This window comes from Variovorax sp. GW821-FHT06D12 (genome assembly GCF_059419205.1).
In genome coordinates this window covers 764,365-787,496 of sequence record NZ_JBWKRI010000001.1, presented here as the reverse complement: position 1 = coordinate 787,496, position 23,132 = coordinate 764,365, and the positions used below count along the sequence as shown (strand labels likewise).

At 68.9% G+C, this 23,132-nt stretch carries 29 protein-coding genes; 17 read left to right on the top strand and 12 right to left on the bottom strand.

What is annotated here, in order from left to right:
* Nucleotides 1-9: 9 nt before the first annotated feature.
* The 5 genes from hflC to AC07SQ_RS03705 are packed head-to-tail and all read left to right on the top strand — an operon-like array spanning nt 10 to nt 4,226.
* Nucleotides 10-897 carry a protease modulator HflC gene (hflC, locus tag AC07SQ_RS03725; protein ID WP_062480758.1) on the top strand — a complete coding sequence of 296 codons (888 nt, stop codon included), beginning with the start codon at nt 10-12 and terminating at the stop codon, nt 895-897.
* A gap of 37 nt (nt 898-934) precedes the next feature.
* The gene (locus AC07SQ_RS03720) at nt 935-1,123 is read left to right on the top strand and encodes a DUF2065 domain-containing protein (protein WP_062480756.1); all 189 of its coding nucleotides are present in this window, start codon (nt 935-937) and stop codon (nt 1,121-1,123) included.
* Nucleotides 1,124-1,167: 44 nt separating this feature from the next.
* Entirely contained in the window at nt 1,168-2,328 is a 1,161-nt protein-coding gene (locus tag AC07SQ_RS03715) for an ATP phosphoribosyltransferase regulatory subunit (RefSeq protein WP_159271540.1), read from the top strand.
* A 23-nt stretch (nt 2,329-2,351) separates the two neighbouring features.
* Nucleotides 2,352-3,683 carry an adenylosuccinate synthase gene (locus AC07SQ_RS03710; protein WP_062480752.1) on the top strand — a complete coding sequence of 444 codons (1,332 nt, stop codon included), beginning with the start codon at nt 2,352-2,354 and terminating at the stop codon, nt 3,681-3,683.
* Between the two features lie 18 nt (nt 3,684-3,701).
* Nucleotides 3,702-4,226, top strand: a complete 525-nt coding sequence (locus tag AC07SQ_RS03705; protein WP_062480750.1) for a phosphoribosyltransferase — start codon at nt 3,702-3,704, stop codon at nt 4,224-4,226.
* 31 nt (nt 4,227-4,257) lie between these two features.
* On the opposite strand, the gene AC07SQ_RS03700 is transcribed toward AC07SQ_RS03705, so the two are convergent.
* From AC07SQ_RS03700 to AC07SQ_RS03690, 3 genes are all read right to left on the bottom strand, one after another.
* Nucleotides 4,258-4,728, bottom strand: coding sequence for a VOC family protein (locus AC07SQ_RS03700; protein WP_062480749.1), 471 nt, complete (start codon nt 4,726-4,728; stop codon nt 4,258-4,260).
* Nucleotides 4,729-4,803: 75 nt separating this feature from the next.
* On the bottom strand, nt 4,804-5,685 hold the full coding sequence (locus AC07SQ_RS03695; RefSeq protein WP_495270700.1) for a helix-turn-helix domain-containing protein: 882 nt from the start codon (nt 5,683-5,685) through the stop codon (nt 4,804-4,806).
* A 79-nt stretch (nt 5,686-5,764) separates the two neighbouring features.
* The gene (locus AC07SQ_RS03690; RefSeq protein WP_495270701.1) at nt 5,765-6,520 is read right to left on the bottom strand and encodes a M48 family metallopeptidase; all 756 of its coding nucleotides are present in this window, start codon (nt 6,518-6,520) and stop codon (nt 5,765-5,767) included.
* Between the two features lie 134 nt (nt 6,521-6,654).
* On the opposite strand from AC07SQ_RS03690, the gene AC07SQ_RS03685 reads away from it, so the two are divergent.
* From AC07SQ_RS03685 to AC07SQ_RS03675, 3 genes are all read left to right on the top strand, one after another.
* A complete protein-coding gene (locus AC07SQ_RS03685) occupies nt 6,655-7,848 on the top strand; it encodes a PLP-dependent transferase (RefSeq protein ID WP_070060997.1) in 1,194 nt (397 codons plus the stop codon).
* Nucleotides 7,849-7,854: 6 nt separating this feature from the next.
* The gene (locus AC07SQ_RS03680; protein WP_495270702.1) at nt 7,855-8,820 is read left to right on the top strand and encodes a hypothetical protein; all 966 of its coding nucleotides are present in this window, start codon (nt 7,855-7,857) and stop codon (nt 8,818-8,820) included.
* 70 nt (nt 8,821-8,890) lie between these two features.
* Nucleotides 8,891-9,094 (top strand): hypothetical protein, encoded by a 204-nt coding sequence (locus AC07SQ_RS03675; RefSeq protein WP_062480739.1) that lies wholly within the window; start codon nt 8,891-8,893, stop codon nt 9,092-9,094.
* A 93-nt stretch (nt 9,095-9,187) separates the two neighbouring features.
* Here AC07SQ_RS03675 and AC07SQ_RS03670 read toward each other — a convergent pair whose 3' ends face one another.
* Entirely contained in the window at nt 9,188-9,823 is a 636-nt protein-coding gene (locus tag AC07SQ_RS03670; protein WP_495270703.1) for an arylesterase, read from the bottom strand.
* A 36-nt stretch (nt 9,824-9,859) separates the two neighbouring features.
* Between AC07SQ_RS03670 and AC07SQ_RS03665 the strand changes: the two genes are divergently transcribed.
* From AC07SQ_RS03665 to rlmB, 4 genes are all read left to right on the top strand, one after another.
* Nucleotides 9,860-10,582 carry an ABC transporter ATP-binding protein gene (locus tag AC07SQ_RS03665; protein WP_390343429.1) on the top strand — a complete coding sequence of 241 codons (723 nt, stop codon included), beginning with the start codon at nt 9,860-9,862 and terminating at the stop codon, nt 10,580-10,582.
* A gap of 62 nt (nt 10,583-10,644) precedes the next feature.
* Nucleotides 10,645-11,163 carry a ribosomal protein L7/L12 gene (locus AC07SQ_RS03660; protein WP_492734824.1) on the top strand — a complete coding sequence of 173 codons (519 nt, stop codon included), beginning with the start codon at nt 10,645-10,647 and terminating at the stop codon, nt 11,161-11,163.
* Nucleotides 11,164-11,167: 4 nt separating this feature from the next.
* A complete protein-coding gene (locus tag AC07SQ_RS03655; RefSeq protein WP_495270704.1) occupies nt 11,168-12,157 on the top strand; it encodes a hypothetical protein in 990 nt (329 codons plus the stop codon).
* A 33-nt stretch (nt 12,158-12,190) separates the two neighbouring features.
* Nucleotides 12,191-12,937, top strand: coding sequence for a 23S rRNA (guanosine(2251)-2'-O)-methyltransferase RlmB (rlmB, locus tag AC07SQ_RS03650; RefSeq protein ID WP_062481059.1), 747 nt, complete (start codon nt 12,191-12,193; stop codon nt 12,935-12,937).
* A gap of 7 nt (nt 12,938-12,944) precedes the next feature.
* Here rlmB and AC07SQ_RS03645 read toward each other — a convergent pair whose 3' ends face one another.
* The 3 genes from AC07SQ_RS03645 to AC07SQ_RS03635 form a co-directional block, all read right to left on the bottom strand.
* A complete protein-coding gene (locus AC07SQ_RS03645; RefSeq protein WP_495270705.1) occupies nt 12,945-14,150 on the bottom strand; it encodes an NAD(P)/FAD-dependent oxidoreductase in 1,206 nt (401 codons plus the stop codon).
* Between the two features lie 115 nt (nt 14,151-14,265).
* Nucleotides 14,266-14,436 carry a hypothetical protein gene (locus AC07SQ_RS03640; RefSeq protein WP_167395039.1) on the bottom strand — a complete coding sequence of 57 codons (171 nt, stop codon included), beginning with the start codon at nt 14,434-14,436 and terminating at the stop codon, nt 14,266-14,268.
* Between the two features lie 120 nt (nt 14,437-14,556).
* Nucleotides 14,557-15,156 carry a helix-turn-helix domain-containing protein gene (locus AC07SQ_RS03635; RefSeq protein WP_495270706.1) on the bottom strand — a complete coding sequence of 200 codons (600 nt, stop codon included), beginning with the start codon at nt 15,154-15,156 and terminating at the stop codon, nt 14,557-14,559.
* 42 nt (nt 15,157-15,198) lie between these two features.
* Between AC07SQ_RS03635 and AC07SQ_RS03630 the strand changes: the two genes are divergently transcribed.
* Nucleotides 15,199-15,720 carry a GNAT family N-acetyltransferase gene (locus AC07SQ_RS03630; RefSeq protein ID WP_495270707.1) on the top strand — a complete coding sequence of 174 codons (522 nt, stop codon included), beginning with the start codon at nt 15,199-15,201 and terminating at the stop codon, nt 15,718-15,720.
* A 10-nt stretch (nt 15,721-15,730) separates the two neighbouring features.
* Here the strand turns inward: AC07SQ_RS03630 and AC07SQ_RS03625 are convergent, their stop codons facing one another.
* The 3 genes from AC07SQ_RS03625 to AC07SQ_RS03615 are packed head-to-tail and all read right to left on the bottom strand — an operon-like array spanning nt 15,731 to nt 17,928.
* The gene (locus AC07SQ_RS03625) at nt 15,731-16,696 is read right to left on the bottom strand and encodes an aldo/keto reductase (RefSeq protein WP_139704534.1); all 966 of its coding nucleotides are present in this window, start codon (nt 16,694-16,696) and stop codon (nt 15,731-15,733) included.
* 45 nt (nt 16,697-16,741) lie between these two features.
* Nucleotides 16,742-17,341: a chromate transporter gene (locus AC07SQ_RS03620; protein WP_139704537.1), complete on the bottom strand. Its 600-nt coding sequence runs from the start codon at nt 17,339-17,341 to the stop codon at nt 16,742-16,744.
* Nucleotides 17,338-17,928 carry a chromate transporter gene (locus tag AC07SQ_RS03615; protein ID WP_062481071.1) on the bottom strand — a complete coding sequence of 197 codons (591 nt, stop codon included), beginning with the start codon at nt 17,926-17,928 and terminating at the stop codon, nt 17,338-17,340. Before AC07SQ_RS03615 ends, AC07SQ_RS03620 begins: the two co-directional genes overlap by 4 nt.
* Before the next feature lie 46 nt (nt 17,929-17,974).
* On the opposite strand from AC07SQ_RS03615, the gene AC07SQ_RS03610 reads away from it, so the two are divergent.
* Nucleotides 17,975-18,904: a YihY/virulence factor BrkB family protein gene (locus AC07SQ_RS03610; protein ID WP_495270708.1), complete on the top strand. Its 930-nt coding sequence runs from the start codon at nt 17,975-17,977 to the stop codon at nt 18,902-18,904.
* A gap of 5 nt (nt 18,905-18,909) precedes the next feature.
* On the opposite strand, the gene AC07SQ_RS03605 is transcribed toward AC07SQ_RS03610, so the two are convergent.
* Nucleotides 18,910-19,464: a DUF924 family protein gene (locus tag AC07SQ_RS03605; protein ID WP_495270709.1), complete on the bottom strand. Its 555-nt coding sequence runs from the start codon at nt 19,462-19,464 to the stop codon at nt 18,910-18,912.
* Between the two features lie 105 nt (nt 19,465-19,569).
* On the opposite strand from AC07SQ_RS03605, the gene AC07SQ_RS03600 reads away from it, so the two are divergent.
* The 3 genes from AC07SQ_RS03600 to AC07SQ_RS03590 all read left to right on the top strand — a co-directional run bounded on the left by AC07SQ_RS03600 (nt 19,570) and on the right by AC07SQ_RS03590 (nt 22,175).
* Nucleotides 19,570-20,019, top strand: a complete 450-nt coding sequence (locus AC07SQ_RS03600) for a CHRD domain-containing protein (RefSeq protein WP_495270710.1) — start codon at nt 19,570-19,572, stop codon at nt 20,017-20,019.
* A 73-nt stretch (nt 20,020-20,092) separates the two neighbouring features.
* Entirely contained in the window at nt 20,093-21,319 is a 1,227-nt protein-coding gene (locus tag AC07SQ_RS03595) for a patatin-like phospholipase family protein (RefSeq protein WP_447744858.1), read from the top strand.
* 73 nt (nt 21,320-21,392) lie between these two features.
* On the top strand, nt 21,393-22,175 hold the full coding sequence (locus tag AC07SQ_RS03590) for a 3-hydroxybutyrate dehydrogenase (RefSeq protein WP_495270711.1): 783 nt from the start codon (nt 21,393-21,395) through the stop codon (nt 22,173-22,175).
* Nucleotides 22,176-22,178: 3 nt separating this feature from the next.
* Here AC07SQ_RS03590 and AC07SQ_RS03585 read toward each other — a convergent pair whose 3' ends face one another.
* Nucleotides 22,179-23,120 carry a bifunctional helix-turn-helix transcriptional regulator/GNAT family N-acetyltransferase gene (locus tag AC07SQ_RS03585; protein ID WP_495270712.1) on the bottom strand — a complete coding sequence of 314 codons (942 nt, stop codon included), beginning with the start codon at nt 23,118-23,120 and terminating at the stop codon, nt 22,179-22,181.
* Between the last annotated feature and the right edge of the window lie 12 nt (nt 23,121-23,132).

The following is a 23,132-nucleotide window of genomic DNA, read 5'->3' as shown; positions in this document are numbered from 1 at the left end:
CGGAACAACATGAACAGAATCGGTTTCATCGCCACCTCGGTCCTCGTCCTGCTCGTGCTGCTGAGCTCGACCCTCTTCGTGGTCGACCAGCGCCAGTTCGGCGTGGTCTATGCCCTCGGCCAGATCAAGCAGGTCATCACCGAGCCCGGCCTCAACTTCAAGCTGCCGCCGCCGTTCCAGAACGTGTCGTACATCGACAAGCGCCTGCTGACGCTCTCGAGCCTGGACACCGAGCCCATGCTCACCGCTGAAAAGCAGCGCGTGGTGATCGACTGGTACGTGCGCTGGCGCATCTCCGACCCGCAGGCCTACATCCGCAACGTCGGCCTCGACGAGAACGCGGGCGCCATGCAGCTCAACCGCGTGGTGCGCAACGCCTTCCAGGAAAACATCAACAAGCGCACCGTGCGCGACCTGATCTCGGTGCGCCGCGAGGCCCTGATGGCCGACGTGCAGCGCGAAGTGCTGGCCGTGGTGAAGGGCGCCAAGCCCTGGGGCGTCGACGTGGTCGACGTGCGCATCACCCGCGTCGACTACGTGGAAGCCATCACCGAATCGGTCTACCGCCGCATGGAAGCCGAACGCAAGCGCGTGGCCAACGAGCTGCGTTCCACCGGCACGGCCGAAGGCGAGAAGATCCGCGCCGACGCCGACCGTCAGCGCGAAGTGATCGTGGCCAACGCCTATCGCGACGCCCAGAAGATCAAGGGCGAGGGCGATGCCCAGGCTGCCGCGACCTACAGCGAGGCCTTCGGCCGCGATCCGCAGTTCGCCCAGTTCTATCGCAGCCTCGAGGCCTACAAGCAGAGCTTCAACAAGAAGAGCGACGTGATGGTGCTCGACCCGTCCTCGGACTTCTTCCGCGCCATGCAGAGCTCCGGCTCGGCGCGCAAGTAACAACAGGCCGTCCGTTTCCGCTGTCCTGCCTGGAGCCGTGAGCGCCGACACCTTCTGGAGCGCGTTGGCGCTGGTCCTGGTGATCGAAGGCATCCTGCCTTTCGTCTCGCCGGGCGGGTGGCGGCGCGGCTTCAGCCAACTGCTGCAGCTGCGCGACGGCCAGCTGCGTTTCTTCGGTCTTTGCAGCATCCTGCTGGGTTTGGTACTGCTCTGGGTTCTGGGGTAGCTCGGGCCCGGTAGAATCCCGGTTTAACCACGCCCCCGATCCCCATGTCCGCCTGGGTCCTCCCGGATCACATTGCCGATGTGCTGCCCTCCGAGGCGCGCCACATCGAAGAACTTCGACGCCAGCTGCTCGATACCGCCCGTGGCTATGGCTACGAGCTGGTGATGCCGCCGCTGCTCGAGCACCTGGAGTCGCTGCTTTCGGGCACCGGCGAGGCGCTCGACCTCCAAACCTTCAAGCTCGTCGACCAGCTCTCCGGTCGCAGCATGGGCCTGCGTGCCGACACCACTCCCCAGGTGGCGCGCATCGATGCCCACCTGCTGAACCGCGACGGTGTGGCGCGCCTGTGCTACTGCGGCCCGGTGGTCCACACCCGGCCCGACCGCCCGCACGCCACCCGCGAGCCGCTGCAGTTCGGCGCCGAGATCTACGGCCACGCCGGCCTGGAAGCCGACACCGAAACCCTGCTGCTGGCGCTCGACTGCCTCGACGCCGCCGGCCTGCGCGACGGCGTGATCGTCGACCTGGCCGACGCCCGCATCGTGCGCGCGCTGTTCGCCGGCGTGCCGGTCGATGCCGCCGCGATCGCCCGCGTGCACGCCGCGCTGGCCGCCAAGGACGCGAGCGAGCTGCAGGCGCTCACCAAGGATTTCCCAGCCGCATCACGCGACGGCCTGCGGGCCCTCGTGGGCCTGTACGGCGATGTGGCCGTGCTCGACGAGGCCGCCAAGGCCCTGAAGGGCACGCCCACCGTGGCCGCGGCGCTGGCCGACCTGAAGCAACTCGCCGCCGGCCTGAACGGCACGGCAGGGCGCCAGATCAGCTTCGACCTGGCCGACCTGCGTGGCTACGCCTACTACAGCGGCATGCGTTTCGGCATCTACGTGCCGGGCGCGGCCGACTCGCTGGTGCGCGGTGGTCGCTACGACGAGGTGGGCGCCGTGTTCGGCCGCAACCGTCCGGCCGTCGGCTTCAGCCTCGATGTGCGCGAACTCGTCGGCGTGTTGCCGGCCCGTCCGCTGCGCGCCGCCATCCGTGCGCCCTGGAGCGATGCGGCCGGCCTGCGTCAGGCGATTGCCCAATTGCGCAAGGCCGGCGAAACGGTAGTCTGCGTGCTGCCCGGCCACGGCAGCGAAATCGATGAATTCCATTGCGACCGCGAGCTCGTCGAGCAGGCCGGCCAATGGAATGTCCGAGCGATCTGAATTTTTGAAGTAATGGAACGAGCATGAGCGTAACCACCGGAAGAAACGTGGTCGTCGTCGGTACCCAGTGGGGCGACGAAGGCAAGGGCAAGCTGGTTGACTGGCTGACGGAAAGCGCCCAGGGCGTGGTCCGTTTCCAGGGCGGCCACAACGCGGGCCACACGCTGGTCATCAACGGCGTGAAGACCGCGCTGCACCTGATCCCGAGCGGCATCATGCGCCCCGGCGTCAAGTGCTACATCGGCAACGGCGTGGTGCTGTCGGCCGCCAAGCTCTTCGAGGAAATCGAAGGCCTGGAGAAAGCCGGCGTCGAAGTGCGTTCGCGCCTGCGCATCAGCGAGGCCTGCCCGCTGATCCTGCCGTTCCACGCCGCGCTGGACATTGCGCGCGAGGCCTACCGCGAAAAGGGCGGCATCGAGAAGATCGGTACCACCGGCCGCGGCATCGGCCCGGCGTACGAAGACAAGATCGCCCGCCGTGCGCTGCGCGTGCAAGATTTGAAGCACCCCGAGCGTTTCGCCGCCAAGCTGCGCGTGCTGCTCGAGCTGCACAACCACGTGCTGACCCAGGTGCTGGGCGCGCCCGCCATCGACTACGACACCGTGTTCGACGAGGCGATGCGCCACGCTGCGCTGCTCAAGCCCATGATGGCCGACGTGTCGCGCGAGCTGAATGACGCCCACAAGGCCGGCGCCAACCTGCTGTTCGAAGGCGCGCAAGGCACGCTGCTCGACGTCGACCACGGCACCTACCCGTACGTCACCTCGAGCAACTGCGTCGCCGGCAATGCCGCCGCCGGCTCGGGCGTGGGCCCGGGCATGCTGCACTACGTGCTGGGCATCACCAAGGCCTACTGCACCCGCGTGGGCGGCGGTCCGTTCCCCACCGAGCTCGACTGGGCCACGCCGGGCACCCCCGGTTACCACATGAGCACCGTGGGCGCCGAAAAGGGCGTGACCACCGGCCGCAGCCGCCGTTGCGGCTGGTTCGACGCCGCGCTGCTCAAGCGCTCGGCGCAGGTCAACGGTCTGTCGGGCCTGTGCATCACCAAGCTGGACGTGCTCGACGGCCTCGAGAAGCTCGAGCTGTGCACGGGCTACGAACTCGACGGCGAAACCACCGACATCCTGCCGATGGGCGCGGACGAGATCGAGCGCTGCACGCCGATCTACGAAACGCTCGAAGGCTGGACCGAAAGCACCGTGGGCGTCACGCAGTACGACAAGCTGCCGGTCAATGCGCGGCTGTACCTGCAGCGCATCGAGCAGGTCACCGGCGTGCCGATCCACATGGTGTCCACGAGCCCTGATCGCGACCACACGATCATGATGCGCCACCCCTACCTCGCAGACTGAACAGGAACGAACCAGACCATGTTGACCGAAGACGGCAAACATCTCTACGTCAGCTACGACGAGTACCACAACCTGATCGAGAAGCTCGCGATCAAGGTGCACCAGTCGGGCTGGGAGTTCGACACCATCCTGTGCCTGGCGCGTGGCGGCATGCGCCCGGGCGATGTGCTCTCGCGCATCTTCGACAAGCCGCTGGCGATCATGTCGACCAGCTCCTACCGCGCCGACGCCGGCACGATCCAGGGCCATCTCGACATCGCCCGCTACATCACGACCCCCAAGGGCGAGATCGCCGGCAAGGTGCTGCTGGTGGACGACCTGGCCGATTCGGGCCACACGCTGCACGCCGTGATGGACATGCTGCGCAACAACTACCAGCCGATCACCGAGCTGCGCAGCGCGGTCATCTGGACCAAGGCACTGTCGACCTTCACGCCCGACTACTCGGTCGAGTTCCTGGCCACCAACCCGTGGATCCACCAGCCCTTCGAGGGCTACGACTCGCTCGGCGCCGAGAAGCTGATCGAGAAGTGGTCGGTCTGACGACCGGCCCTGGCACCGCCGGCCGGCGCACTCAACTGCTGCTGCAGCTGCCGCCGCCGGGGGTGTCGAACATCGCGGTGTAGCGCCGCTGCATTTCCTCCGGCGTCAGCTTCTCGATGCTGTGCCCCACGTTCCACCGGTGACCGAAGGGGTCGCGGAACACGCCGGAACGCTCCCCATAGAACTGATCCTGCGGTGCCATGTCCAGCGTGGCCCCCGCGGCGACCGCGCGCGCGACCAGCGCGTCGGCATCGTCCACATGCAGGTGCAGCGAGACCGCGCTGCCGCCGAGCGCCTTGGGCGAGCGGATGTTGAACTCGGCGAACTCGTCCGAGATCATCAGGATCGCGCCGTTGTGAAAGTCCAGCTCGACGTGCCCGATGCGGCCGCTGGGCTCGGTCAGGCGAAAGATTTCCTTCACCTCGAACACGTGGCAATAGAAGTCGACGGCGGCGGCGGCGTTGTCGACGCAGAGGTACGGAAACAGCTCGTGGATGGCCATGGCGGGACCTGCCTTTCTTTCTGGAATAGCGTGTTGAAACGGGGACCGTGGCGCCGATTCTGCGCAGCCCCGGCGCTAGCGTCTTGAAGGAATTTGACCTGCCGCACTGACAGCCGGCACATGACGCGGCGACGTCGCACCCGTCTGCCGCCAGGCCTGCGGCGACAGGCCGGCCAGCGCCGAGAACTCGCGGCTCAGGTGCGCCTGGTCGCTGTAGCCCGCGGCGAGCGCGATGTCGGCCCAGGCGCGCGCGGGATCGTCCGCGGCCAGTGCCAGCACGCGGTCGAAGCGCATCACGCGGGCGTATTCCTTGGGCGCGAGCCCAACCGCCGCGCGGAACAGCGCGATGAAGCGTCGGTGGCTGTAGCCGCTGCGCGCCACCAGCGCGGCGATCGACGCGGGCGTGTCGCGCGTCATCTGCCCCAGCGAGGCGGCCACGGCAGGGTGCAGGCCGCGCGGGCTGGTGCGGGGCAGGGCGGCGGCGGCCAGGCGTCGGGTCAGCAGGGCCTCGAACACGTCCAGTTGCCGGGCCGGGTCGTCGGACGATGCATGCAGCTGTTCGAGTGCGTCGGCGGTCTGCCGTTCGCCCCACAGCGCGTCGAGCGGCGTGTGGCGCCCGCCCAAGGCGTCTTCAGGTGCGCCGAGCAGCAGCCGGGCGGCACCGGGGTGCAATTGCGCACCGACCGAGCGCGTCGCCACCGACACATCGCGCAGGTAGAAAGCGGCCCGCGCACCGCCGACGATGGCATGGCCGACCGTGTGGCCGCGCAGGTCGCGTGTGTCGTCGAAGAGCCGCAGCGGCGGCCCCGACAGCCGGAACACCAGGTGCATGCCGCCCGTGGGCAGCACGTGCTCGCGGGCGCCGGTGCGTGTGTCGGGTGTGCCCTCGGGCGCCGAGGCCCACAGCAGCCGCAGGAAGGGCCGCAAATGAGGGGACGGGGGCCGCGTCAGCTGCATGGCGCGACGGGCCCCGGCAAGGGCGAGCGGGTGAGCATCGGCGCATTGTGCGCCGAGCAGCCGCCCGGGCCCAGGCTGCTTACTTGCTCGTTGCGAGGCGCTTCTGGATGTTGGCGGCGCGGTCGCCGGAAGCCGGGTGCGAGCTGAGCATCGAGCTCTTGCCGCCGTCGAGCTTGGCCAGCTTCTGGAACGCGGTGACGAGGCCTTCGCGCTTGAGCTTCTGCGCGGTCAGCAGGTCGAAGGCGTAGTTGTCCGAGTCGGTTTCCTGCGACTGCGAGAACTGCGCGTTGACCAGCTTCTCGGCGAAGTCACCGATCTGCGAGGACGACAGCTGCGTGATCGCCGCATTGCCGGTGGCGCCGGCCAGGCCGCGCGCGGCCGACACGGCGTAGGCGGTCTGCATGGCCTTCTTGCTGTGACCCAGGGCGACGTGGCCGATCTCGTGGCCGATGATGCCGCGCAGCTCGTCGTCGTTCATGAGGTCCATGAGGCCGCTGTAGACGCGGATGCAGCCGTTGCCCATGGCCCAGGCGTTCACGTCCTTCGTGAGGTAGACCTTGTAGCTGGCGGGCTGGCCACCGATGGTGGTCGGCAGGCCCTGGCGCACGCGCTCCAGGCGCTTGCTGTAGGCATCGGCGGGGGCCGCGACCTTGGAGCTCTTGTCGAGTTCGGCGCAGGACTGGTTGGCCAGGGCCTGCACGTCGCCGTCGGTGAGCGACATGGCCTTGAAGGCGCTGCCGCCGGCGCCCGCGAGCGCGTTCGAATCCAGGTTCTTCATGCCGCCGCAGGCGGACAGGGCCGCAGCGGCCGTGATGGTGATGAGCAGATGACGCATCGAGAAAATCCTCCCTTTATTTTCGGAGGGGCAACTCTATCCGCAATGCGCGTGCGATCCGGCCAAGGCCGTCGACATCGAACGGAGAATGTCACGGCCGTCGAGGGTTCCTCGCGGGGCGCTAGCATCGGCACATGAGCAAGCCTTCCACGACCCTGATCCACCATCCCTACACGCCGCCGGCCACCTTCGCTGCGCCGCAGCCCGGCGTGTTCAAGGCCTCGACCGTGTTCTTCGCCGACGTCGCCGCCATGCGCGCGCGCGACTGGAAGACCAAGGCCGGCTACACCTACGGCCTGCACGGCACGCCCACCACCTTCACGCTCGAAGAACGCCTGGCCACGCTCGAAGGCGGCACCGAGTGCCTGCTCGTGCCCAGCGGGCTGGCCGCGATCTCGCTGGTCTCGTTCGCGTTCCTCAAGACCGGCGACGAGGTGCTGATTCCCGACAACGCCTACGGCCCCACCAAGGCGCTGGCCACCGGCGAGCTCGCCAACTTCGGCATCACGCACCGCCTGTACGACGCGATGAATCCGTCCGACCTGGAAGCCAAGCTCTCGCACCGCACGCGGCTGGTGTGGCTCGAAGCGGCCGGCTCGGTGACGATGGAATTCCCCAACCTGCCGGCGCTGGCCGAGGTCTGCCGCGAACGCGGCGTGATGACCGCGCTCGACAACACCTGGGGCGCGGGCCTGGCCTTCGCGCCCTTCGATTTCAACGGCACGGGGCAGGGCGTCGACGTGTCGGTGCACGCGCTCACCAAGTACCCCAGCGGCGGCGGCGACGTGCTCATGGGCAGCGTGGTCACGCGCGACGAGCGCTTGCATCGCGCGCTCAAGCTCACCCACATGCGCACCGGCTTCGGCATCGGCGTGGGCGACGTCGAAACCCTGCTGCGCTCGCTGCCGAGCATGGCGCTGCGCTACGCCGCGCACGACCGCGCCGCGCGCGAGCTGGCCGGCTGGCTCAACGGCTGCGAAGAGATCGCGCAGGTGCTGCACCCCGCGCTCGAGGATTCGCCGGGCCACGCCAACTGGCGCGCGCTGTGCGGCGCCACCGACCTGGCCGCGGGCCTGTTCTCGGTGGTGTTCGACGAGCGCTTCAGCACCGAGCAGGTCGATCGCTTCTGCGACAGCCTGAAGCTCTTCCGCCTCGGCTATTCGTGGGGTGGCCCGATCAGCCTCGTCGTGCCCTACGACATCGGCCTGATGCGCGACGCCAGCGTCGCCCGCTGGCCCTACAAGGGCACGCTGGTGCGTTTCTCGGTCGGCCTGGAGGACGTGGACGACCTGCGTGCCGACCTGCAGCAGGCGCTGCTGCAGATGTAGGCGCTGTTGCGCGCAGTGGGCAGGAAACACCGCAAGAGCCAGCGCGTCGGGCCGCCGGCTGCGCGCGATGCGGTGCCACCCGCGTCACGGGCCGTCGCGTCGCGGGTGCTGGCCGTGCCCGCGCAGGTGCTGGAGGCGCTCGCACAGTCCGGCCCGCTGGAAGGCGTGCCCGACCTGCGCGGCACGCGACTCTTCATCGGTGGCTTCGTGGCGTTTTTCGCGTTGATCGCGGCAGGACTCGCCGCCGCCGTGATGCTCGAGGAGGACTGGTCCAACGCGCGCGGCAACGAAGCGATCCTGCTGCTGCTCGGACTGTTGCTCTTCGGGGCGCTGGGCGGCGGCATCTGGTACTTGCTGCGCCAGTTTCCGCGCGTGGGCGAGGGGATGCTGCGGATCGATTCGAACGGCATGTGCTGGGGCGATCCGGCATCGCCCCAGGTGGTGCATTGGCGCGAGGTGTGCCGTGCGCGCGCGGGTTTCCCTGACGTGAAGACCGAGTTCGTATCGAGCGAAGCCATCGTCAAGCGGCTGGTGTTCCAGCAGGCGGCACGGGGTGGCGAACCCAGGGAAATCCGGCTGCCCCTGGCGCTGACCGTCGACACCGGCCGTGTCCTTCGCTTTCGCAACCGGGCCGTGCTGCTGCGTGCGCTGTTGCTGCACCTGGCCACCCAGCCGAAGCCACGCCTGCGCTTCGACGCCGAGGTGTTCATCGACGCCGGCATCGACCCGCAGACCTGGGCGCCCATGCCCGCCCCGAGGCGCTGGATGTGGCTGTCATCGCTCGCCGGGCTGTTGCCGGTGCTGGCCGTGATCGTCCTCTGGCCGATGGGCGAACATTTGGGATGGATGGTGGCCACGTCGGTCCTGGCCCTGGTGGCCGGTGCGGGGGCCATGGGCTGGTTCATGCACCAGCGTTACCCGGGTTTGCAAGGTGTGTTCGAGTTCGAAACGGCCGCCGGCGCCGCGTCTTGAGACTGCACCGTTATCGCTTACAGTAGGCTGAAGCGCAGTCACCCTGACTGCCTCGCCTGAAGGAGAAGCAGTGGCAACACCCAATTACGGCTACGAGAAGCGCCAGAAAGAGCTGGCCAAGAAGAAAAAGAAGGAAGAAAAGCTCCGGGAGAAGGCGAACCGCAAGCTCAATCCGAGCAGCGACGGGCTGGCCCCCGGAGACCCGGAGACCGACGTGGCATCGCTCGAACGCGATCCCCCCACGGCGCCCGAGTTGCCGACCAAGAACGGATGACCCCTCGTTCCTGGCACCCCTGAAAACAGAAAAGCCGCTGCAGGCGCAGGCCTGCGGCGGCTTTTTCTTTGGGGCGCGCGCAAGGAGGCGAGGCTACTTGGGCAGCAGCTTGCGCAGCTCCGGCCAGACGTTGTCCAGGATCTGCGGCTGCGCCGCGGCGGTCGGGTGGATGCGGTCGGACTGGAACAGCGTCATGGCGTCGGGCGCATCGGCCACGCCCTTGAGCAGGAACGGCACCAGCGCCGACTTCGTCGCGCCCGCCACCTTCGCGAACACGGCCTCGAAGCGCCGCGTGTAGTCGCCGCCGTAGTTCGGCGGCACCTGGATGCCGACGATCAGCACCCGCGCGCCCGCGGCCTGTGCGGCCTTGGTGATCTGCAGCAGGTTGTCTTCGGTGTTCGACAGCGGCAGGCCGCGCAGGGCGTCGTTGGCGCCCAGCTCCAGCACCACGTGGCTGGGCTTGTGCTGCGCGAGCAGGGCGGGGAAGCGGGCGCGACCGCCGGAGCTGGTGTCGCCGCTGATGCTGGCGTTGACCACCGAGGCTGCGATCTTCTGCTGCGCAAGCCTTTTTTCCAGCAAGGGTACCCAGCCTTCGCCGCGCTTGAGGCCGTACTCTGCGCTCAGCGAATCACCGAGCACGAGGATCACCGGCTTGCCGGCCGGTGCTGCCGGGGCCTGGGCCACAGCAGCCGTCCATGCCCCCGCGCTGCCGAGCGCGGCGGTGGTCAAGATAAAGTCACGTCGATTCAAAACGAAAAGCCTTTCATGTCCCAACCCCCGTCTGATGCCATTGTCGCCGTCGAGCATGTCTTCAAGTCCGTCACCGACTCGGCCGGCACGCTGGACATTCTGCAGGACATCCATTTCACCCTGGGCGCGCGGGAAACCGCCGCCATCGTCGGCGCCTCGGGCTCCGGCAAGAGCACCTTGCTGTCGATCATTGCCGGGCTGGACACGCCCACGCGCGGCACTGTGAAGCTGGCGGGCGACGACATCTTCGCCATCGACGAGGACGAGCGCGCCGCGCTGCGCGCCCAGCGCGTGGGCTTCGTGTTCCAGAGCTTCCAGCTGCTGGGCAACCTGAGCGCGCTCGAGAACGTGATGCTGCCGCTGGAGCTGGCCAACCGCAAGGACGCGCGCAAGGCCGCCACCGAGATGCTGGGCCGCGTCGGCCTGGGCCAGCGCCTGGGCCACTACCCCAAGGTGCTGTCGGGCGGCGAGCAGCAGCGCGTGGCGCTGGCGCGGGCCTTCGTGGTGCAGCCGGCCCTGCTGCTGGCCGACGAGCCCACCGGCAGCCTCGACTTCGCCACCGGTGAGCAGGTCATGAAGCTCATGTTCGACCTGAACCGCGAGCTGGGAACCACGCTGGTGCTGGTCACGCACGACCGCAGCATCGCCTCGCAGTGCGAGCGGCGCATCACCATCGAGGCCGGGCGCGTGGCGCTCAACGAGACAACACCCGTATCGACGGTCGCGCAGGCGGCCTGAGCCCGCAAGAAGACAGACAGCGCCCGGCTTCCGCGGCGCTCCCCGAACACAGAGGAGAGTTCATGACCCAGCTTCCCCCCGAGGCCATCGCCGCCCTCGAGCGCGGCAACCTGATCGAGGCCATCAAGATCGTGCGCGAGCGCACCGGCATGGACCTCAAGTCGTCCAAGGAGGCCGTCGAGCGCTATGCCAACAGCGGCGCGGTCGCTTCGGGCGCGCCGGCCGACTGGCAGGAAGGCGACTGGGGCCGGGGCGACGCCGGGGCCGAGACGGGCGGCATGCAGGGCAACGGCCCCGCCGCGGTGCCGGCCGCCGCGCTCGCAGCCCTGGCGCGGGGCCAGAAGGTCGAGGCCGTGCGCCTCACGCGCGAGGCCACCGGCCTGGGCCTGGCCGAGGCCAAGCAGCTGGTCGAGGCGCACCAGAACCCCGCCGCCGGCGACTTCGGGCACCTGCCGTCGAGCCCGGCAGCGAACCCGATGGCCGAGCCGGGCCGCGTGACGGGCGGCGGCTTCAAGTGGCTGCCGGTGATCGTCGTGCTGCTGATCGCGGCCGCGGCGTGGTCGTATTTCAAGGGCGCCTGAGGCCGTGATCGTTCCCCAGTTCTGGGCCGAAGGCCGCATCCAGGAGCGGGTGGCCGGCCGGCAGGTCACGGTGCGCCGCTTCGGCTGGTCCGACGACAGCCCGCTCGCCGCGCAGGCCCATGCCGACCAGCGCACGCGCGAGGCCTATGACCGCATCGTGGTCGACGGCGAAAAGCTGGAGCGCCGCGAACGCAAGCTGGCCTACAACGGCGCCAACGGCGTGCCGATCCGTGAGGAGATCGTCGAACGCCAGGGCGACAGCATCGTCACCCGCAACGGCTACGGCGCGCGCTGCCTCAACACGCCCGACGTGCTGTTCGTCGACGTCGACTTCGAGGTCCAGGATTTGCGCGACAGCACGCGCGGATTGACGGTGATCGGCATGGCGTTCATTGGGGCGCTGGTTGCGGGTTACGGCACGCGTTCGGCGATGGCGGGCGTGGCTGCCTTCATGCTGGTGGCAGCCTTCGGCTTCTGGCGCGCCCGCTACGAGGGGCTGCGCCTCACCGAGGACAAGAGCGATCCGCTGGAGGGCGCACGGGCGCGTGTCGAGCGCTTCATTCACCAGCATCCCGACTGGCACCTGCGGCTGTACCGCACGCCGGCCGGGCTGCGCGTGCTGGCCATGCACGATGTCTTCGCACCGTCCGACGCCGCCGTGACCGACGTGTTCCAGACGTTGGGCGCCGACAAGGTCTACGCGCGCATGTGCCGCAACCAGAACTGCTTTCGCGCCCGCCTGAGCGCCAAGCCCTGGCGCGTGGGCATCGCCGAACACCTGCGGCCGCGCCCGGGCGTCTGGCCCGTGTCGCCCGACCGGCTGCCTGCGCGCGACGCCTGGGTGGCGCGCTACGAAAAGGCGGCCGAGGGGTATGCCGCCTGCCAGTACCTGGGCAGCGTGGGCAACACGCTGAAGGTGCACATGAACGCCCTGGTGGTGCAGGAACTGCACGACGACCGCACCCGCGCGAACAGCGGTTTGCCGCTGGCCTGAGGGCGAGGGCGCCGCGCCCTCGATAATCAGGGGATGTCTTCCCCTAAAGTGATCTTCGGCTTCCATGCCGTGGGCGTGCGCATCAAGACCGCGCCGAAATCGGTGCTCGAAGTGATGTTCGACGCCAGCCGGCGCGATGCGCGCATGAAACAGTTCATTGCGCGTGCGCAAGAAGCCGGCGTGCGGCTGGTCGAGGCCGACGGCCTGCGGCTGTCCAAGCTCAGCGGCAGCCACGGCCACCAGGGCGTGGTCGCGCGGGTCGAGCCCGTGGCCCAGGTCCGCTCGCTCGACGAGCTGCTCGAAGGCCTCGAGGAGGCCGGCACCGTGCCGCTGCTGCTGGTGCTCGACGGCGTGACCGATCCGCACAACCTCGGCGCCTGCCTGCGCGTGGCCGACGGCGCCGGCGCCCATGCGGTGATCGCGCCCAAGGACCATGCGGCCGGCATCAACGCCACCGTCGCCAAGGTGGCGAGCGGCGCGGCCGAGACCGTGCCGTACTTCATGGTGACCAACCTCGCGCGCACGCTCAACGAGCTCAAGGAGCGCAGCATCTGGTGCGTGGGCACCAGCGACGACGCGCCGGGCACCATCTACCAGAGCGACTTCAAGCGCCCGCTGGCGCTGGTGCTGGGCGCCGAGGGCGAGGGCATGCGCCAGCTCACGCGCAAGACCTGCGACGAGCTGGTGAGCATTCCCATGGCCGGCGCGGTCGAGAGCCTGAACGTCTCGGTGGCCAGCGGCGTGTGCCTCTACGAGGCGATGCGCCAGCGCAGCGCCTGAGCGGGGCCTAGCGGGCCACCGGCCCGCTGCCCTTGCGGTGGAAGTACACCAGCTCCGCCGCACGCCGCATCGGCGCCGTGCCGAGCAGGCGGTTGAACATCCAGTCGCTCTGGAAGTGGTCGAAGGCCCAGCGCAGCGTGCGCTTCATCAGAAAACGCGGGTAGCCGCGCACGAACCACGTCGCGGGGTTGTCCGCCTCGCCGCGCACGAAGCGCGCCACGGCCTCACCGGCGCGCTCGCCGTGCTGCAGCGCCGTGTGGATGCCGCCGGCCGTCACGGGCGACACCATGCCCGCCGCATCGCCCACCAGCAAGGCCCGTTCGCGGGCCACCACCGGCAGCACGCCGCCGCAGGGGATCATCCCGGCGCGCACGGCGACCGGCGGCGCCTCGCCGGGCGACACCACCGAGGCGATCTTGCGCAGCAGCGGGTCCAGGCGCAGCGCGCCCGTGTCGTGGCGGCCCATGCGGCGCGCCAGGCCGATCTGGCTCACGCCGACGCCGTCGAGCGCCCAGCCGATGTAGCCCGGCGCGAGCCGGCGATCGATGAAGCAATGCAGCAGGTCGGGCGCCATGCGCGCGCCCTGGTACTCGTGCTCCACGCCGTAGAGAAAGCGCGTGTTGCGCGACAGGCCCAGCGCCTTGGCCACGCGCGAATGCGGGCCGTCGGCGCCCACGAGGTAGGTCGCGCGGATGCAGGGGCCCTGCGCCACCGGCACCTCCCAGCGGCCGTTCGCCCACAGCGCCTGCTCGAACAGCGTGCCCAGGCGCACCTCGACGCCGCAGGCCCGGGTGGACTCCACCATCCAGTCCAGCAGCGCGGGCGCGTCGGTGGCCCAGAACCAGTAGCCGGGTGCGTGCAGGTCGACGTGGTGCATGTCGGGCGCGTACAGCCGCACGCCCTCGATGCGGCGCACCAGCGCGGGCGGCACTTCAGCCAGCCACGGCACGCTGTCGACCGCGTCCTTGACGATGATCCCGGTGGTGTGCAGCTTGGCGCCGGCGGCGGCTTTCTTCTCGAGCACCATCACGCGCAGGCCGGCCTTGGCGGCGGCGCGGGCGCAGGCCAGTCCGGCAAAGCTCGCGCCGATGACGAGCAGGTCGACCTGGATGCAGGCCGTACCCGGGTCGCTCACGAAGGCCGGCGCGGGGCAGGGCGCGACCGACGAGGAAGGCGCGTGGGGAGAAAAGAGACAGGAAGAAGAGGCGTGCATGGGAGGCTGACTTGCAAAGCGCACCACGGGGTGTGGTGCGCCTGCGAAGTTAGCGACGCCATGTGCGCCGGGCGTGAAGCCTGTGTGAACTGAACTGTGAAGCGATCAGGCTCGCTCAGGACGGGTCTTTGCTGCGCGTGCGGGCCACGGCGCTGAAGACGCCGATGCCCAGCAGGATCAGCGCGCCGATGCCGATGTAGAGCGTGGGCACGCCGGCCACCGAGGCGCCCCAGGCGACCCCGGCCAGGAAGATCAGAAAGCCGATCATGTAAAGCGCAAAGGACATCGTGCGGCTCCGGTAGCTGAGATGCCTTGCAGTATCCCGACGCACCCCGTGGCCCGGACCGGCCTGAGTCGTTTCTGCGTGTGGGAGCTTGCCTACCGCATCGGTCAGGCAATCGTTCAATCAATCGGGAACGGCGACCAGCAGGTAGCGGCAGGCGGTGGGCCCCAGCGCCTTGAAGACCAGCGGCCGGTCCACGCCGAAGTCGAGGCAGTCGCCCGGGGCGAGCTCGAAGCGCTCGTCGCCGTAGTCGACCTGCAGCGCGCCTTCGAGCATCCACAGGCTCTGCCGGTACGGCGTGCCGCTCCATCGCGGATAGCCGACCTGCGCGGCGCGCGGCAGTTCGACCTCGACCAGCTCCACGCCGCTGCCCGCGCCGCGCTCGGCAACCTGGCGGCGCACATAGCCGGCTTCGGGGTCGCGCCAGACCTCCTGCGCGGCCCGTTTGCGCAGGCGTTGCGGTTGGGCCTTGTCCTCGGTGAGAAGCTGCGCCAGCGAAACCCCGAGGCCGGCGGCCAGCTTGCCCAGCAGCACGGCGGTGGGGCTGCTCTGCGCGCGCTCGACCTTGGAGATCATCGCCTTGCTCACGCCCGACAACCCGGCCAGGTCCGCGAGGCTGAGCCCCTGCGTCTGGCGCAGCGCCAGCAGCCGGGTGGCGATGAGCGCGTCGATGTGGCCATCGGCCGGCGCTGGCGAGGGGGTGGAAGGTGAAGTGTTTCCCATATGAGATTATTATTCTCTTATATTGAACGACAGAGAAACACCATGCGTCTCATCGCCTGCACCGAAGAAGCCCATTCAGGCGCCATCCTGGCGATCCTGAACGAGGCCATCGTCAACTCCACCGCGCTGTACGACTACAAGCCGCGCACGCCCGAGAACATGGTGACGTGGTTCGCCACCAAGCGCGCCGGCGGCTTTCCCGTGATCGGTGCGGTGAACGACAACGGCAAGCTGCTGGGCTTCGCCAGCTACGGCACGTTCCGCGCCTTTCCGGCCTACAAGTACACGGTCGAGCACTCGGTGTACGTCGATGCCGCGCACCGCGGCGAGGGCCTGGGCCGCACGCTGATGGAGGCGATCGTGGCCGAGGCGATCGCGCGCGAGGTGCATGTGATGGTCGGCGCCATCGACGCCTCGAACGCCGGCAGCATCGCGCTGCACGAGCGCCTGGGCTTCACGCATTCAGGCACCGTGCGGCAGGCCGGCTTCAAGTTCGGGCGCTGGCTCGACGTGGCGTTCTACCAGCGCATCCTGGCGACGCCGCTGAACCCGGTCGACGGCTAGCCGGGGCTCGTCAGGCCGGCGTCTCGGCGCTGGCCCGGTCGAGCATGTCGATGGTGCCCGCGTCCAGCTTGAGTTGCGTGGCCACCACCAGCTCTTCGAGTTGCGCCAGCGAGGTGGCGCTGGCGATCGGCGCGGTCACGCCGGGCCGTGCGATCTGCCAGGCAATGGCGACCTGGCCGGGCTTGGCGTTGTACTGCTGGGCCACCTTGTCCAGCGCATCGAGGATGCGCAGGCCGCGCGGGTTCAGGTACTTCTTGGTGGTGTTGGCACCGCGTGCGCTCTTGGCCGCATCGGCCTCGGTGCGGTACTTGCCGGTGAGAAAGCCCGCCGCCAGCGCGTAGAAGTTGATCACGCCCACTTCGCGCTTGAGGCACAGCGGCTCCAGGGCGTCTTCGAACACCGCGCGGTCGTACAGGTTGTACAGCGGCTGCAGGCTCTCGTAGCGCGCGATGCCCAGGCGCTCCGACACATCGAGCGCCTCGGCCAGCCGCGGCGCCGTGTAGTTCGAGGCGCCGATGGCGCGCACCTTGCCCTCCTTGATGAGCGCGTCGAAGGTGCCCAGCGTGTCTTCGAGCGGCGTGTTGGCATCGTCGTCGTGCGACTGGTACAGGTCGATGTAGTCGGTCTGCAGGCGCTTGAGCGAGGCCTCGACGGCTTCGCGAATGTACTTGGGCGACAGGCCCACCTTGCCTTCGCCCATCGGCTTGCCGACCTTGGTGGCGAGCACCAAGCGGTTGCGCTTGCCGCTGTGCTTGAGCCACTTGCCGATGATCGTTTCCGACTCGCCGCCCACATGGCCCGGCACCCAGGCCGAGTAGACGTCGGCGGTGTCGACGAAGTTGAAGCCGGCGTCGAGCCAGGCGTCGAGCAGCTTGAACGAGGCCGCCTCGTCGACGGTCCAGCCGAACACGTTGCCACCGAAGGCGAGGGGAGACACCCGAAGGCTGGAACGGCCGAGCGGACGAAGTTGCGACATGGCAGAGGGCTCCTGAAAGAAAAAGTATGCAGAAAGGAAAAAGGCTCAAACGAAGCCTACCGCGCCCAGCGCCGCGCCGCAGCCCAGCAGCCACAGCAGGTGGATGCGCGTGCGCCAGACCACCAGCGCGGCCACGCCGCTGAGCAGCCACAGGTGCCAGGCCGGCACGCCGCTCGACTGGTTGCCGCCGGCCAGCACCCAGCCGGTGGCGATGAGCAGCCCGACCACCACCGGCGCCATGCCCTGCTTGAAGGCGCGCACTTCGCGGCGCGTGCGGTTGCGGTGGCCCCAGCGCGTGGCGACGTAGGTGAGGGTGGTGCTCGGCAGCATGATGCCGACCATGGTGACCATCAGGCCGAAGAAGCCCAGCAGCCAGGCCATGGGCCCGGCGCCGATGCCGCCGCCCGCGTTGAGCCCGACGTTCCAGCCCATCAGCGCCACGAACAGCACGTTGGGCCCGGGCGCGGCCTGGGCGATGGCGACCGAGGAGGTGAACTGCGCCTCGGTGAGCCAGCCGTGCTGCGCCACGAGGTAGCGGTGCATGTCGGGCACCGTGGTGATCGCGCCGCTGATCGACAGCAGCGACAGCAGCAGGTACTGCCCGAAGAGGGCCAGCCAGTCGTGCCATTGCATGACGATATTCATGGCGCGATCTTCTTCCAGGTCCACACGCAGGCCACGCCGCCCACCGCGAGCAGCACCCATCCCAGCGGAATCTTCAGCAGCGCGATGGCCGCGAACACCAGTGCCACGAACGCGAGGCAGGTCGCGAAGCCCAGCGGGTGCTTGCGCAGTTGCGGGATCAGCTTGATGCCCGTGGCCGCGATGAGTCCGCCCGACACCGCGCCCATGCCGCGCAATGCGGCGGCCACCTGCGGGTTGGCGGCGTAGTGCGCGTAGAGCACGGCCAGCGCGAGGATCACGAACAGCGGCACGGTGAGCATGCCCGCCACCGCGGCCACGGCGCCGCGCAGGCCGAAGTAGCGGTCGCCGATCATCAGCGCGAGGTTGATCACGTTCGGCCCCGGCATCACCTGCGCCACGGCCCAGTCCTCGAGGAACTGGTCGGGCGTGAGCCATTTCTTCTTCTCGACCATCTCGCGCTGGACGATGGCGAGGACGCCGCCGAAGCCCTGCAGCGCGAGCCAGGTGAACGAAACGAAAAGGTCGCGTGGCGACGCGGGCTGCGGGTGGTCGGGCGGCGATGCCGCGGCGGGGGCGGACGGATGCATGTGGAACGATTATCGTAGGCGCACTGCTTCACCGGGACCCGACGCCATGCTCATTCGACTTCGCGCACTCTTCGATCTCTGCCGGCGCGCTTTCGCTTCCTGGTCCAACGACTACGCCCCGAGCATGGGCGCGGCGCTGGCCTACTACACGGTGTTCTCCATTGCGCCGCTGCTGCTGATCGTGATCGCGGTGGCGGGCCTGGTCTTCGGGCAGGAGGCCGCGCGCGGCGAGATCTTCGCGCAGCTCTCGGGCCTGATGGGCGAGCAGGGCGCGGCGGCGGTGCAGGGCATGCTGCAGGCGGTCAACAAGCCGACCGAGGGCATCGTGGCCACGGTGGTCGGCATCGCGTTGCTGATCGTGGGCGCGACCACCGTCTTCGGTGAGCTGCAGGACGCGCTCGACCGCATCTGGCGTGCCCCCGCGCGCACCCGCAACAAGGGCATCTTCAACATGCTGCGCGTGCGGCTGCTGTCGTTCAGCATGATCATGGGCATCGGCTTCCTGCTGATGGTGTCGCTGGTGGCGAGCGCGGCGCTGGCCGCGCTGGGCAAGTGGTGGTCGCCGGTGTTCGGTGCCTGGGCCACGCTGGCGCAGGTGGTGAACTTCGTCTTCAGCTTCGCGATGGTCACGGTGATCTTCGCGATGATCTACAAGATCATGCCGCGCGCCAAGGTGCAGTGGCGCGACGTGTGGGTGGGCGCGGCGGTGACGGCGCTGCTGTTCACCGTGGGCAAGCACCTCATCGGCCTGTACATCGGCAAGAGCAGCGTGGCCTCGGGCTACGGCGCGGCCGGCTCGCTGGTGGTGGTGCTGGTGTGGGTGTACTACTCGGCGCAGATCTTCCTGCTGGGCGCCGAGTTCACCTGGGTCTATGCGCGCACCTACGGCTCGATGAAGGACGCCATCGGCGAACCGACGGGGCAGGCGTCGCCGACGCGCGACGTGCCGCTGCCCGCGCACGCCGACACGGCCTAACCGCCCTAACCGGCGAAGCCGCCTTCGTCGAGAAACTTCTGCTCCTCGGGCGTGGACGTGCGCCCGAGCATCCGGTTGCGGTGCGGAAAGCGCCCGAAGCGCGCCACGATGTCGCGGTGCAGCACGGCAAAGTGCTGCGTGCTGGCGTCCTGCGTGGCGTTGAGTTCCACCGAACGCTCCTGCTCGGCCAGTACTTCCGCGTGCATGAAGGGCAGGTAGAAGAAGCGCTGCATCAGCGCCTCGGCCTGCCGGTCGAAGCCGGCCTCGACGGCGCGGCGCGCCACGGCCAGCGCGAGGCCGTCGGTGGCGAGCATGTGCGGGTTCTGGCGCCAGGCGTTGCGCGGGAACTGGTCGAGCAGCACGAGCAGGGCCAGGGCGCCTTCGCCGGTGTCGGCCCAGTGGTCGAGCCGGCCGCTGGCCGCGGCCTGGTGGGCGGCGGCCAACTGGTCGATGCAGGCGGCATCGAAGGCATCGCTTTTCGCGAACCAGCGCTCGGGGCCGGCATCGCGCCAGAAGGCGACCACGTCGTGTGCGGAGGGGAGTGTGTCGTCGGAAATCATCGTTGCATTCTCTTGCACAGGCGTGCGAAGAAGGGGTGCTGGCCGACAAGGCCGCAGGCGGCGTCTGCCTATGCTGAATGCTTTCATCCACAGGAGACCCCGACCATGAACAACACTCGCACACTCTGGCGCAGCACCCTCGTCGCGGGCCTGGCCGCCGTCGCACTGGCCGGCTGCGGAATGATGTCCAAGTCGAACGTCGCGAGCTTCAGCGGCGCGATGAACGCGGCCAGCCAGGTGCCGCCCAACATGACGCGCGGCAGCGGAATGGCCGAGGCCTGGCTCAACCGCGACACCAACGTGCTCAAGTACAAGATCACTTACGAAGGCCTGAGCGGCCCGGCCACGGCGGCCCACTTCCACGGGCCCGCCGCCGCGGGCGCGAATGCCGGCGTGGTGTTGCCCTTCGCGAGTCCGGCCAGCCCGATCGAGGGCCAGGCCATGCTCACGCCGGCGCAGGCGGCCGACCTCGTGGCCGGCAAGTGGTACGCCAACATCCACACAGCCGCCAACCCGGGCGGCGAGATCCGCGGGCAGATGCTGCCGAAGATGTGAGATTCGTCCGGGCTGAAGCCGCGAAAAGGCCCCTGGTCAGGTGGCTGTCGCGGGGCTGGTGTCCAATGACCGCATGACGACGACACCCAAGAAAAAGCCTCGCGCCGCCACCGCTGCTTCCTCTTCTTCGCACGCACCACCCCATCCCTTCATCGCCCGCCGCGAAGGCATGCGCACCGCCCGCAAGGCGCTGGTGCTGCAGGGCGGCGGTGCGCTCGGCGCCTACCAGGCGGGCGTGTACGCCGCGCTCAGCGAGACCGACCTGCAGCCGCACTGGATCGCGGGCGTGTCGATCGGCGCCATCAACGCCGCGCTCATCGCCGGCAATGCGCCCGCGCAGCGGGTCGACCGGCTGCGCGAGTTCTGGCACCTGGTGTCTTCGGGGCCGGCGCAGCGCCTGCCGTCGTGGCTCGGCGACCGCGCCACGCAGAACCAGTGGAGCGCCACCATGGCCTCGCTGGTCGGCATCCCCGGTTTCTTCGAGCCGCGCTACTCGCCGGCCCTGCTGCTGGGCGGTGCCGCGCCGCTCCTGAGCTACTACGACACCTCGCCGCTGAAGGCCACGCTGGAGCGGCTCATCGACTTCGACCGCATCAACGCCTGCGAGGCGCGCTTCAGCGTGGGCGCCGTCAATGTGCGCACCGGCAACTCGGTGTACTTCGACAACACGCGCCAGCGCATCGGCCCCGAGCACATCATGGCCAGCGGCGCGCTGCCGCCGGGCTTTGCGCCGGTGCACATCGACGGCGACGACTACTGGGACGGCGGCATCGTCTCGAACACGCCGCTGCAGTACGTGCTCGACACGCACCCGCGTTCCGAGGCACTGGTGGTGCTGCAGGTCGACCTGTTCAATGCGCGCGGCGAGATGCCGCACACGCTGTCGGGCGTGATGGAGCGCCAGAAGGACATCACCTATTCGAGCCGCACGCGCCTGAACACCGACGCGCTGGCGGCCAACATGAACCTGCAGCAGGCCATTGCCGACCTGATCGCCAAGCTGCCGCCCGGCCTGCGCAACGACCCGAGCGTGGTCGAGGTGCAGGCGCAGCTCACGCACGAGCCGATCGACATCTTTCACCTGATCTACCGCGACAAGACGTACGAGCTCGAGTCGAAGGACTACGAGTTCTCGCGCGCCGCGGTCGAGGAGCATTGGGAATCGGGCGTGCGCGACATGGGCAAGACGCTCGCGCATCCCGAGACGCTGCGCGCCGACGCCACGGTGAATGGCGTGACCACCTTCGACCTCGGCGAGCCGGGCACCGGGCGCATCAAGCGGCCGGGACTGTCGCGCTGAGGGACGTCAGCCGGGCGCGTGCCCGGTTCTTGCTCGTTTTTTTCCTATCCACCACTTCCAAGGACGCTTCACCATGCAACTCAAGGACAAGGTCGCCTACATCACCGGCTCGGCCAGCGGCATCGGCAAGGAAATCGCCATCCTGTTCGCGCAGGAAGGCGCGAAGATCATCATTGCCGACCTGAACAAGGAAGCGGCCGACGCCACCGCCGCCGAACTGAAGGCCACGGGCGCGCAGGCCATCGGCGTGGCGGTCGACGTGACGAACGAAGACCAGGTCAACGCCTCGGTGGAAGAGGGCGCGAAGGCCTTCGGCGGCATCGACATCCTCATCAGCAACGCCGGCATCCAGATCGTGCATCCGGTCGAAGAGTTCAGCTTCGCCGACTGGAAGAAGATGCTCGCCATTCACCTGGACGGTGCGTTCCTCACCACCAAGGCCTGCCTGAAGCACATGTACGCGCAAGGCCGCGGCGGCAGCGTGATCTACATGGGCTCGGTGCACTCCAAGGAAGCGTCGCTGCTGAAGGCGCCGTACGTCACGGCCAAGCATGGCCTCATCGGCCTGGCCAAGACGGTCGCCAAGGAAGGTGCCAAGCATGGCGTGCGCGCCAATGTGATCTGCCCGGGCTTCGTGCGCACGCCACTGGTCGAGAAGCAGATTCCCGAACAGGCGAAGACGCTGGGCATCACCGAGGAGCAGGTTGTCAAGAACGTGATGCTCAAGGAAACGGTGGATGGCGAGTTCACCACCACCGACGATGTGGCGCGCGTGGCGCTGCTGTTTGCGGCGTTCCCAACGAATGCACTCACCGGCCAGTCGCTCGTCGTGAGCCACGGCTGGTACATGCAGTAGGCGCTACAGCTTCAACTCCCACGTCTCGCCCACCTGCGGCTGGCCGTAGCCCTCGTGCGGCTCCGAGTGCACGAGCTGGAAGCCGCGCTTGGCGTAGATGCTGCGCGCGGTCGTGAGGCAGCTGTTGGTCCACAGCGTCATCTTCTTGTAGCCCTTGCGGCGCGCGAAGGCGATGCACTCGTCCACGAGGCGCCCGCCCAGGCCCAGCCCGCGCGCGGCCGGCGTGAGGATCAGCATGCGCAGCTGCGCCACGGTGGCCGACTTGCGCACTACGAAGATCGCGCCGACGCGCTCGCCGTTGAGCTCGGCGATCCAGCAGCGCTCCCATTCGGGCTGGAACTTGAGCAGGAACTCGCCCGCAATGCCCGCCACGAGCGCTTCGAAGCGGTGGTCCCATCCGTATTCGCGCGCATACAGCTCGCCGTGCTGCTGCACCACCCAGCCGATGTCGCCGGGCGCCGGGTCGCGCAGCACGGCCGCCTGGGGCCGGGCCGGCGATGCGGCCGGTTCGAGCAGCGCCTGCACCGTGTCCATGGCCTGCACCAGCTGGTTCTGCTGCGCCGGCGGCAGCGCGGCGAGCAGGGCGGCGGCCTCGTCGCGCGATTTCTGTTGCAGCGGCGCAAACGCGGCATGGCCGGACTCGGTCAGGCGCAGCACGCTCTGGCGGGCGTCGCGCGGGTGCGGCTCGCGCGTGAGCCAGCCGTGGGTTTCGAAGCGGCGCAGGATGCGGCTGAGGTAGCCGGCGTCGAAGCCCAGGTCGCGCCCGATCTCGCTGGCGACGGGGGTTTCGCGGTGCGCCAGCTCGTAGAGCACGCGCACGTCGGTCAGCGACAGGTCGCTGCCCAGGTAGGGGTCGAGGGCACCGATGCGGCGCGTGTAGAAGCGGTTGAACCGGCGGATGGCCTTGACGGCGGACGGGTCGACGGGGGGCGTTGGCGTGGGCATGGTTGCCATTGT

What these genes read in the sequence shown, in the direction of transcription:
- AC07SQ_RS03700 (WP_062480749.1), bottom strand. Translation starts at nt 4,728, where the DNA reads ATGGCCATCCACGAGCTGTTTCCGTACCTCTGCGTCGACAACGCCGCC.
- AC07SQ_RS03695 (WP_495270700.1), bottom strand. Translation starts at nt 5,685, where the DNA reads ATGCAGCTGACGCGGCCCCCGTCCCCTCATTTGCGGCCCTTCCTGCGG.
- AC07SQ_RS03640 (WP_167395039.1), bottom strand. Translation starts at nt 14,436, where the DNA reads ATGTCCTTTGCGCTTTACATGATCGGCTTTCTGATCTTCCTGGCCGGG.
- AC07SQ_RS03595 (WP_447744858.1), top strand. Translation starts at nt 20,093, where the DNA reads ATGACGACGACACCCAAGAAAAAGCCTCGCGCCGCCACCGCTGCTTCC.
- AC07SQ_RS03660 (WP_492734824.1), top strand. Translation starts at nt 10,645, where the DNA reads ATGACCCAGCTTCCCCCCGAGGCCATCGCCGCCCTCGAGCGCGGCAAC.
- AC07SQ_RS03600 (WP_495270710.1), top strand. Translation starts at nt 19,570, where the DNA reads ATGAACAACACTCGCACACTCTGGCGCAGCACCCTCGTCGCGGGCCTG.
- hflC (WP_062480758.1), top strand. Translation starts at nt 10, where the DNA reads ATGAACAGAATCGGTTTCATCGCCACCTCGGTCCTCGTCCTGCTCGTG.
- AC07SQ_RS03590 (WP_495270711.1), top strand. Translation starts at nt 21,393, where the DNA reads ATGCAACTCAAGGACAAGGTCGCCTACATCACCGGCTCGGCCAGCGGC.
- AC07SQ_RS03710 (WP_062480752.1), top strand. Translation starts at nt 2,352, where the DNA reads ATGAGCGTAACCACCGGAAGAAACGTGGTCGTCGTCGGTACCCAGTGG.
- AC07SQ_RS03665 (WP_390343429.1), top strand. Translation starts at nt 9,860, where the DNA reads ATGTCCCAACCCCCGTCTGATGCCATTGTCGCCGTCGAGCATGTCTTC.
- AC07SQ_RS03685 (WP_070060997.1), top strand. Translation starts at nt 6,655, where the DNA reads ATGAGCAAGCCTTCCACGACCCTGATCCACCATCCCTACACGCCGCCG.
- AC07SQ_RS03630 (WP_495270707.1), top strand. Translation starts at nt 15,199, where the DNA reads ATGCGTCTCATCGCCTGCACCGAAGAAGCCCATTCAGGCGCCATCCTG.
- AC07SQ_RS03645 (WP_495270705.1), bottom strand. Translation starts at nt 14,150, where the DNA reads ATGCACGCCTCTTCTTCCTGTCTCTTTTCTCCCCACGCGCCTTCCTCG.
- rlmB (WP_062481059.1), top strand. Translation starts at nt 12,191, where the DNA reads ATGTCTTCCCCTAAAGTGATCTTCGGCTTCCATGCCGTGGGCGTGCGC.
- AC07SQ_RS03605 (WP_495270709.1), bottom strand. Translation starts at nt 19,464, where the DNA reads ATGATTTCCGACGACACACTCCCCTCCGCACACGACGTGGTCGCCTTC.
- AC07SQ_RS03620 (WP_139704537.1), bottom strand. Translation starts at nt 17,341, where the DNA reads ATGAATATCGTCATGCAATGGCACGACTGGCTGGCCCTCTTCGGGCAG.
- AC07SQ_RS03715 (WP_159271540.1), top strand. Translation starts at nt 1,168, where the DNA reads ATGTCCGCCTGGGTCCTCCCGGATCACATTGCCGATGTGCTGCCCTCC.
- AC07SQ_RS03690 (WP_495270701.1), bottom strand. Translation starts at nt 6,520, where the DNA reads ATGCGTCATCTGCTCATCACCATCACGGCCGCTGCGGCCCTGTCCGCC.
- AC07SQ_RS03705 (WP_062480750.1), top strand. Translation starts at nt 3,702, where the DNA reads ATGTTGACCGAAGACGGCAAACATCTCTACGTCAGCTACGACGAGTAC.
- AC07SQ_RS03625 (WP_139704534.1), bottom strand. Translation starts at nt 16,696, where the DNA reads ATGTCGCAACTTCGTCCGCTCGGCCGTTCCAGCCTTCGGGTGTCTCCC.
- AC07SQ_RS03585 (WP_495270712.1), bottom strand. Translation starts at nt 23,120, where the DNA reads ATGCCCACGCCAACGCCCCCCGTCGACCCGTCCGCCGTCAAGGCCATC.
- AC07SQ_RS03610 (WP_495270708.1), top strand. Translation starts at nt 17,975, where the DNA reads ATGCTCATTCGACTTCGCGCACTCTTCGATCTCTGCCGGCGCGCTTTC.
- AC07SQ_RS03635 (WP_495270706.1), bottom strand. Translation starts at nt 15,156, where the DNA reads ATGGGAAACACTTCACCTTCCACCCCCTCGCCAGCGCCGGCCGATGGC.
- AC07SQ_RS03615 (WP_062481071.1), bottom strand. Translation starts at nt 17,928, where the DNA reads ATGCATCCGTCCGCCCCCGCCGCGGCATCGCCGCCCGACCACCCGCAG.